This is a genomic window from Gynurincola endophyticus (assembly GCF_003991195.1).
GTDB lineage: Bacteria > Bacteroidota > Bacteroidia > Chitinophagales > Chitinophagaceae > Gynurincola > Gynurincola endophyticus.
Genome location: NZ_RCWL01000003.1, coordinates 533,808 through 543,053 on the forward strand (window position 1 = coordinate 533,808; position 9,246 = coordinate 543,053).

Here is a 9,246-nt window from a genome sequence, read left to right on the forward strand (position 1 = left end):
TGACTTTATTTTTTATTTGATTCCTGAACAGCGTTCCAGATAATTGTTTGATTGCCGAAGATTTTAGAGAATCCTCTCACATCATCGCCGGTAAACCCACTATTCATTTCTCCGTATTTACCAAATTTAGAGTTCATTAAATCGTATGAACTTTCTATACCGATAATCTGGAAACGGTATGGTAATAGTTGAACGAAAACATCCCCTGTAACATTTTGTTGAGACTGTTGTAAGAATGCTTCGATGTCTCTCATTACCGGGTCAAGTATCTGGCCTTCGTGCAACCAGTTTCCGTAAAATGCGGCTAACTGATCTTTCCAGTTCAACTGCCATTTGCTCAGTACATGTTTTTCTAAAGCGTGGTGCGCTTTTAAAATTACCATTGGAGCTGCGGCTTCAAAGCCAACTCTGCCTTTGATACCGATGATGGTATCACCTACGTGAATGTCTCTACCGATTCCGTAACCACCTGCAATACTTTGAAGGTATTGGATAGCCTCGGCCGGATGAGCAAATTTTTGATCATTTACGGCAGTTAATTCTCCTTTTTCGAAGCTTAATTTAACTTCTTCATTTCCGGTTTTGTTTACCTGTGTCGGCCATGCTTCTTCAGGAAGAATTCCTTTTGACTGAAGCGTTTCTTTACCTCCAACAGAAGTTCCCCAAAGCCCTTTATTAATAGAGTAAACTGCTTTGTCGAAGTTCATTTCCACCCCATTTGCTTTGAGGTAGGTAATTTCTTCTTCACGGCTGAGTTTAAGATCGCGGATAGGGGTGATGATTTCAACACCAGGAATCATAATATGAAACACCATATCAAAACGTACCTGATCGTTACCGGCGCCGGTACTTCCGTGTGCAACGGCATCTGCACCGATATTTTTTACGTGCTCGGCGATGTGTATGGCCTGGCTTAATCTTTCGGCACTTACGCTCAGCGGATAAGTATTGTTTTTAAGAACATTACCGTAGATAAGATATTTGATAATGCTATCGTAATAGCTTTTTACGGCATTTACAGTGGTATGGGAAGCCACTCCAAGGTTTTTGGCGTGTGCTTCTATTTTAATCAGTTCTTCATCACTAAACCCACCGGTATTAACGATTACACTGTGTACCTCATAACCTTTTTCCTGACTAAGATACTTTACGCAGTAAGTGGTATCTAAACCACCGCTAAAACCTAAAACAATTTTCTTTGACATGTGATGTGTTTAGTGATTGAAAAATAAATGTAACAATGATTTCTTAGGAGCTCCTCCGTTTGCCTTGCGCTCTTCTTTGTGTAAGAATTTCTTTAAGAATTTCCATTGTTTATATTGTAGTAACCTGGCTAAAACAGATTTCTTTTCTTCAAAGAATTCTTTAGTTTCACTAGGTGAGTAGTGATCTTTCGGGTCGTAAAGCATGCCTGTGCACAAACAATTTTTACGTTCTTTACTCATTAGAATTTCGTAATTGATGCAACTTTTACATCCTGCCCAGAATGCCTCATCCTGCGTAAGCTCTGAATAGGTTACAGGTTCATAACCTAACTCACTGTTAATTTTCATAACAGCGAGTCCGGTAGTTAAACCGAATATTTTTGCGTCGGGATATTTTTTTCTGCTGAGTTCGAAAATTTTCTTTTTAATGGCTTTAGCCAAACCTCCTTTACGGAAGTCAGGGCTAACAATTAAACCTGAATTGGCAACGTATTCGCCATGGCTCCAGGTTTCGATATAACAAAAACCTGCCCAAATATTATCTTCACTGAAAGCGATGACGGCTTTTCCCTCTCGCATTTTTTGTTCGATGTATTCTGGTGACCGTTTCGCTATACCCGTACCGCGAGCCTTGGCCGAAGAGGCCATCTCGTCGCATATAATCTGCGAAAAGCCGACATGTGATTCGTCAGCAACTAATATCCGGAATTTTTTCTGGGTTTCCATTTTTGTATAAATGATCAGATAACATAACTAGAAATGCGATAGGAACCGGTATCGGTACTATCGTGTTAACATAATACAATCAATGCCACGAAGGGCATTATAGTATAGGAATACTATGGTCAATGCGGTATCAACGTCGTACCCTCACGGGGACAGGGCGACAATGAAAAACTGTACGGAGCTGTACAGGAAAAACCCCACGCAATATAGCCTCCACAAGAGTGGCAGCATCAGCGAGTATGTTGGTGAGATTTTTTTGCATTCTTTATACGAAATGATCTTGATTCAAATATTTTTACAGTACAAAGAAAAACACTTTTTTAATGTAAAGTGTTTTTTTTATGATAAAATTTTGTGCAATATTTCACTACTGGTCAAAGAAAAACCCATTTGGGGTACAAATGGGTTTCAATTCGTTTAGTTAAACTGTTATGTTAGAGCTATGAATGGCTGCGCTCAGCTCGGCTATCAGGTTCGGATCTTTTTCTATGGCGTTTCCTACTACAATGATGTCGGCACCGGCTTTTCCGTTTAAATAGGCTTTTTCCGGGTCTTTGATACCTCCGCCAATGATGATAGGTACATCTACCACGCTGCTTACTTTTTTGATCATGCCTTCGGTAATCGGTGTTTTGGCGCCGCTGCCGGCGTCCATATAAATCAACTTCATACCTAACATTTCACCTGCCATTGCAGTACACATGGCGATTTCATTTTTGTCGGCCGGAATAGGAGTTGCATTGCTTATATAACTGACCGTAGTGGGAGCGCCACCGTCGATCACCATATAACCGGTACTCATGATCTCAAGCCCCGATTGTTTCACCATCGGGGCAGATATAACATGCTGCCCGATGAGGAGTTCAGGATTTCTGCCCGAAATCAGTGATAGGTATAAAAGTGCATCTGCATATTTTGACACCTGTGACGAACTTCCCGGAAACAATATTACCGGAATATCACATCTTGACTTAATCGCCTGTATGATCTCATCTAACTGATACGAAATCACCAGGCTACCACCCACAAAAAAGTAGTCTACCTTGGCCTGCAAGGATAATTCAACTAACACATCGATTTGGGGGAGGGTGATTTTATCAGGGTCAATAAGAACTGCAAATGACTTCTTTCCGCTCGCTTTTTGTTGAAGTAGAGTTGGATAGATAGTTTTTGTCATGCCAGTGCTATTGGATCATGCAAAAAAACAAAAAAACTTTGGCTCCACCTACTAATATTTATAATCTTACATATCCGGCAATCTGAAGAATGCTGCGGGTCGTATTATTACTCATGGAAGTGTGCATATATCCCATCTCTCCATCAAATTTTTTGCTGAAACGGTAACCGGCAGCCAGATATGCCCGGTTTTGATCAAAATTACTGCCCTTCAGGTTCAAAAATACCTCGTTTTGTAAACTTAAAAAGAAAGTGTTGGCAGTTAACTCTTTAGAAAACAAGGGTGTAATTGTTCTGATAAAGTACCTGAACCGGTTTGATTTTAAATAATCATGATCGTGTTCCGTTACGTGAGTAGGAACCCAACGGTGCTCCATCCGTAAGCGGTGGGCAAAAGAAGTGTTGGTACTGCCCAGTATTTCATTTTTATGGGCAAAAATCAATTGCTCCCAAACACGGTGTTCGGGTACTACATCATGTGTGTAGTCGGTGGGAATAAAAGCATATCCCGCAGATGCAGATAACTGTTTGGTAAAATTGTACGAAACCCCGGGGCGGATAATGAAAGAACTCATCTCCTTCATATCGTCTTTTGAACGCCATTGAATATCCCCGATTAATCCCCATTTGTCTGTTAACTTAGCCGTGTAAAAGATCGCCCCCCACAGGTGATCTGAGGTTTGCGCTCTCGCGTGCACGACCCATAGTGCCGATGCGATCGTCAATAAAAGAATCTTTTTCATCATCCATTTTTTTCATAGACGATTCAGTAAATCAAAGGGTTGTATAGTGAAAATATGTTTAATGCAGTATTAATAATACAAATCGCTCTCCCTGCTGTAATTAATATACGAAAAACGGCTCAATTAAACAAATCTTGTTTGTCACTCTAAGTGCAAAAAAAGCCTGATTTCCCTTAGTTACTCTATTACAGTTACTTATTGCTTAGAATCAAGTCTTTTCCACAGCTGTTGATATTTTACAAGAACTGCCGCGCTATGAAAATCAGTAAATTCATTATCAACCCCTGTACCGCCACCAACCTTATTGATCACCCTTTTAAATCATTTAAAACTATATCCGATGACGAGAAAAAAACAAGGACTGCAGTTTCAAAGAAAGTTTACCCGAGAAAACACTTCTGTATTTGATCAGTTTGAATACGACTATCGTTCGTCGGTGATCAGAAACCCTAACGGTGAGATAGTTTTTGAAATGAATAATGTGGAGGTTCCCCAACAATGGAGCCAGATCGCTACCGATATTCTTGCACAGAAATATTTCAGAAAAGCAGGGGTGCCTCAACCCGACGGTACTACCGGCAGAGAAACTTCAGTAAAGCAGGTGGCTCACCGCATGGCGAACTGCTGGCGCGTATGGGGAGAGCGTTATAATTATTTTGCTTCTGAAAAAGATGCACAGGTATTTTATGAAGAACTCGTATTCAGTATTCTTAATCAGCAATGTACTCCTAATAGCCCGCAATGGTTTAATACCGGTTTACATGAGTCGTATGGTATTACCGGAAAACCTCAGGGGCACTATTATGTTGATCAGGCAGACGGCCAGTTAAAATTATCTACTTCAGCATACGAGCGTCCACAACCACATGCCTGCTTTATTCTAAGCGTTAGTGATGACCTGGTGAATGATGGAGGAATTATGGATCTCTGGGTAAGAGAAGCCCGTATTTTCAAGTACGGATCAGGCGTTGGTACCAATTTTTCCAATATCAGAGGCGAAGGTGAAAGATTGAGCGGAGGCGGCACTTCCAGCGGATTAATGAGTTTTCTGAAAATCGGCGATCGTTCGGCAGGAGCCATCAAATCAGGTGGTACTACCCGCAGAGCGGCAAAAATGGTTTGCCTCGATCTGGATCATCCTGAAATACTCGATTTCATTGATTGGAAAGTAGAAGAAGAAAAGAAAGTAGGAGCACTGATCGATGCAGGCTACCCCAGCGATTATGAAGGAGAAGCCTACAGAACGGTGAGCGGACAAAATTCGAATAACTCTGTTCGTATTCCTAACTCTTTCTTTGAGAAACTGGCGAACAATGATGATTGGGAGCTGATAGCACGTACCGATAAAAGAGTGATGAAAAGAGTGGCTGCTAAAGAAGTGTGGAATAAAATTAATTATGCTGCCTGGAGATGCGCCGATCCGGGTACCCAATACGATACAACGATTAATGAATGGCATACCTGTCCGGAAGGTGGGCGAATCAATGCTTCTAATCCTTGCTCGGAATATATGTTCCTCGACAATACTGCCTGTAACCTCGCCTCTGCCAACCTCAGAAAGTTTTATGACGAAACCAATAACACTTTTGATGTAGAAGGGTTTGAATATACCTGCCGCTTATGGACCGTTGTATTGGAGATATCTGTTTTGATGGCACAGTTTCCTTCAAAAGAAGTAGCTCAATTGAGTTATGATTACAGAACACTCGGACTGGGTTTTGCCAACCTTGGTTCTATGTTAATGGTGATGGGAATACCGTATGATAGCGAACAGGCAAGAGGAATTGCCGGTGCCATCACTGCAATCATGACCGGTGTCGCTTATAAAACATCTGCTGAAATGGCGAGTTTTTTGGGTGCCTTCGATAAGTATGAAGAAAACAAAACGCATATGTTGAGGGTTATGAGTAATCACCGCCTGGCCGCTTATGATGCAGATGAGTATGAACAATTAAGTATAAAACCGCAAGGTATTAAAGCAGCTCATTGCCCTGATTACTTACTGAAAGCAGCTACCAGAGCATGGGACGATGCTGTGCAGTTAGGGGAACAATACGGCTACAGAAATGCGCAAACTACCGTAATTGCTCCAACAGGAACAATCGGTCTGGTAATGGATTGTGATACGACCGGTGTGGAACCGGATTTTGCATTGGTAAAATTTAAAAAATTGAGTGGTGGCGGATACTTTAAAATTATCAATCAATCAGTGCCTGCTGCGCTTAAAAATCTTGGATATAACACGAAAGAAATCGATGCTATTGTAAAATATGCCGTTGGGCACGCAGGTTTTGCCGGAGCACCACATATTAATCACCAGAGTTTAAGTGAAAAAGGGTTTATTGCCGAAGAAATAGAAAAACTTGATCAGGCTGTTAAAACTGCTTTTGAAATTGGTTTTGTATTTAATGTGTATAATCTCGGCGAAGAGTGTTTGAAACGCCTGGGATATAAACCCGAAGATTATTTCAACTTTGAGTGGAATATGCTGGAAGCACTCGGTTTTACAGACGAGCAGATAGAAGCTGCCAATGATTACGTTTGCGGCACTATGACTATAGAAGGAGCTCCTTATCTGAAAGAGCAACATCTGCCGGTATTCGATTGTGCGAATAAATGTGGTAAGAAAGGAGAACGATATATTCATGCACATGGGCATATTAAGATGATGGCCGCAACACAACCCTTTTTGAGTGGTGCTATTTCTAAAACAATCAACCTGCCACACGAAGCAACCGTTGAAGAAATTGCAGATTCATACCTCTTAAGCTGGCAGCTCGGTTTGAAAGCCTGTGCATTGTACAGAGACGGAAGTAAACTCAGTCAGCCTTTAAGTAATAAAAGTTCTTCAAAGAAAACAGCTGCCAAAGAAGAAAGTGTGGAGGCCGCATCGCCCGAATCGCCATTAATTGATTTGGGTCAGCTGACGATCAGTGATCTTTTAGAGGAAGTTCAAAAAAGAGTACAGGCTTCGCCAGATACAAAATTAAAACGCGAACTGGCAAGAATTGTTGAGCGGAGAACACTGCCTTCGAAACGAAGAGGTTTTACACAAAAAGCGAAAATCAGTAATCAGACTATTTTTCTGAGAACAGGTGAGTATAGCGACGGAACTGTAGGAGAGATTTTTATTGATATGGCTAAGGAAGGTGCAACAATGCGTAGTATGCTGAACTGTTTTGCTATTGCTATCTCTATCGGACTGCAATATGGTGTTCCGCTGGAAGAATTTGTAGAGAAGTTTGTATTTACAAGGTTCGAACCTTCGGGAATGGTAGAGCATCCTAATATCAGAAGTACCACTTCGATTGTTGACTTTATATTCAGGTCACTGGCTTATGAATACCTTGGCAGAACTGACCTGGTACATATTCTCGATAAACCTTCCGTTGAAAACCTCGGTGAAGAAACGGCGAAACCTGAATTGGGCGATATGCGGGTGGTAGCTACCAAAGCTGCACACGCAAAACCTGCTATCGTAACGCCTGAAAAGGCATTGCAAACAGTTGCAAAAGCCGCTCAACAGGGAATGGTAAATGCTGCTGCTAAAAGTTTGCAGAGTGATGCACCGGCCTGTAATACCTGTGGGCATATCACCATCCGCTCAGGTACCTGCTATAAATGCCTGAATTGCGGAAACAGCATGGGGTGCAGTTAAACAATGGATATATGTAAATGAAAACCAACCGATTTCGGTTGGTTTTTTGTTTTAGCTCCAATGTTTTGCTAAGTTTGTGGAAACTGAAAGAAATGACGATTTATTTTGATTATGACAAAGATCAGGTAATTAAAGGTTTGCGCTATCACTTCTTAACCAGAAGAGAGATTAAAGTATTAATCATCATGGTCAATGTTTTTTCAATTGGATCGGCCATCTTGTTTTTCATGAAGAAAATCCAGCCCATTTCTTTCTTGATTTTTTCATTACTGTGGTTAGTGCTTATGCTGGTGATCTGGAGAATTATGCCTGCCAGAATTTATAAAAAAGCCGCTACATTCAAGGATAAGTTTTCAATGACTTTATTGAAAGATGGTGTTGAACTCGCCAATGACCGGATGTCCAGAAAATGGGAGTGGCAGGATTTTAGTCACTATGTAGAGAGTGAGTACTTCTTTCATTTATACTTTGATCAACGCTCATTCTTTCTGGTACCAAAAGATGGAATGAAAGATATTCCAACCACACAATTATTCCGTGACGCATTCAGAGATTCTATAGCCAGGTATAATAAATAATTAAGACAGTAATCCAATATTTGCTGTTAATTACAACAATACTATTGATTTTTTAACAAGCTCGGATAATACCGGGCTTATGGGTTATATAGTAACAGATCAGAGATTGTTTGAACGAATCATTATTCACTGTTCATAAAACCGCCTATTCTGCTAATTTTTTCCGTTCACATAAAAATGACAAACTGATATACTGCCGGTAAGTGTTTTTATTGTACTGGCTATCGAAAACATTTTTTTCACACAAAGTTATTTTTGGGCATATAAAATACTTTTTTTACAGTAATCATATTGTATCTTCATTATAACAGGTTTTCGCCTGATGACTATAGGTTTTGCTCTTCCATTTCTTTTTGTACACTTATATTTTCTTCTGCGTTTTGTAAAAACTATCGGAAACGTTCACCTGCGATTTTATTGTAAGTAGCCATTCACTGTATCTCAATAATAAAGCGCTGTTCTGTATCACTATATGAACAAGTTCTAAGCCGTAGTATCCATACACCTATTATGCATCCATAAATACCTTCTATGCGTTGGTTGTATTATTTTTTCATGTTATTGATCATTGTTACTTTTCCGGTATCAGTGATCAGCCAGGTGGTACCGGTTACGACACCTGTAATACCGGCACCTACGCTTGGGGTGGCTGCCGTTCCTGCTGCATATAGCAGTACATCGGTTAATAAGCTATACAGTTGGATACCTGCCCGTCCCTTGACAACAGAAACAGATGTTCGGCTGGCCAGCCGCAGTATTGCAGAAGTACGTTTGACTGTGCAGTACTTCGACGGCCTGGGCAATCTGTTGCAGCAAAGTGCCAGAAAAGCGAGCCCTGCGGGTAAAGATATTGTCACACCGGTATTGTATGACTCGATTGGTTTGGTGAGTTTACAATACCTGCCTTTTGTATCCGATACGGTGACGGGCCGTTTTAATCCACACCCTTTTTCAAAACAGTCCACTTTTATGAGCAGCCAGTATCCGGGTGAATCCGTCTACTACAGCAAAACGGTGTATGAACGCTCCCCGCTGCACCGGCCCTTGTCGGTACAGGCAGCGGGTAACAGTTGGGCGGGTTCGGGCCGTGGTGTTTCCACCAGCGAAGAATTAAACAGTGACGGCGGGGAAGTGCGCCGGTGGGAAGTTTCTTTAACGGC

At 41.2% G+C, this 9,246-nt stretch carries 7 protein-coding genes; 3 read left to right on the forward strand and 4 right to left on the reverse strand.

Features of this window, described 5'->3' with window-relative positions; all coding sequences use genetic code 11:
* Positions 1 to 5: 5 nt before the first annotated feature.
* The 4 genes from D9O48_RS08960 to D9O48_RS08975 form a co-directional block, all read right to left on the reverse strand.
* Complete coding sequence (locus D9O48_RS08960) at positions 6 to 1,205, reverse strand: argininosuccinate synthase (protein ID WP_126972612.1); 1,200 nt, start codon at positions 1,203 to 1,205, stop codon at positions 6 to 8.
* A gap of 9 nt (positions 1,206 to 1,214) precedes the next feature.
* Positions 1,215 to 1,931: a GNAT family N-acetyltransferase gene (locus D9O48_RS08965; protein ID WP_126972613.1), complete on the reverse strand. Its 717-nt coding sequence runs from the start codon at positions 1,929 to 1,931 to the stop codon at positions 1,215 to 1,217.
* A gap of 421 nt (positions 1,932 to 2,352) precedes the next feature.
* On the reverse strand, positions 2,353 to 3,108 hold the full coding sequence (locus tag D9O48_RS08970) for a geranylgeranylglyceryl/heptaprenylglyceryl phosphate synthase (RefSeq protein ID WP_126972614.1): 756 nt from the start codon (positions 3,106 to 3,108) through the stop codon (positions 2,353 to 2,355).
* Between the two features lie 58 nt (positions 3,109 to 3,166).
* A complete protein-coding gene (locus D9O48_RS08975; RefSeq protein ID WP_158624854.1) occupies positions 3,167 to 3,850 on the reverse strand; it encodes a DUF2490 domain-containing protein in 684 nt (227 codons plus the stop codon).
* Between the two features lie 340 nt (positions 3,851 to 4,190).
* Between D9O48_RS08975 and D9O48_RS08980 the strand changes: the two genes are divergently transcribed.
* The 3 genes from D9O48_RS08980 to D9O48_RS08990 form a co-directional block, all read left to right on the forward strand.
* The gene (locus tag D9O48_RS08980) at positions 4,191 to 7,508 is read left to right on the forward strand and encodes a vitamin B12-dependent ribonucleotide reductase (protein WP_126972616.1); all 3,318 of its coding nucleotides are present in this window, start codon (positions 4,191 to 4,193) and stop codon (positions 7,506 to 7,508) included.
* 92 nt (positions 7,509 to 7,600) lie between these two features.
* The gene (locus D9O48_RS08985) at positions 7,601 to 8,086 is read left to right on the forward strand and encodes a YcxB family protein (protein ID WP_126972617.1); all 486 of its coding nucleotides are present in this window, start codon (positions 7,601 to 7,603) and stop codon (positions 8,084 to 8,086) included.
* Positions 8,087 to 8,617: 531 nt separating this feature from the next.
* Positions 8,618 to 9,246 (forward strand): DUF6443 domain-containing protein (locus D9O48_RS08990; protein WP_233589218.1); only part of this gene is annotated, 629 nt, incomplete at its 3' end.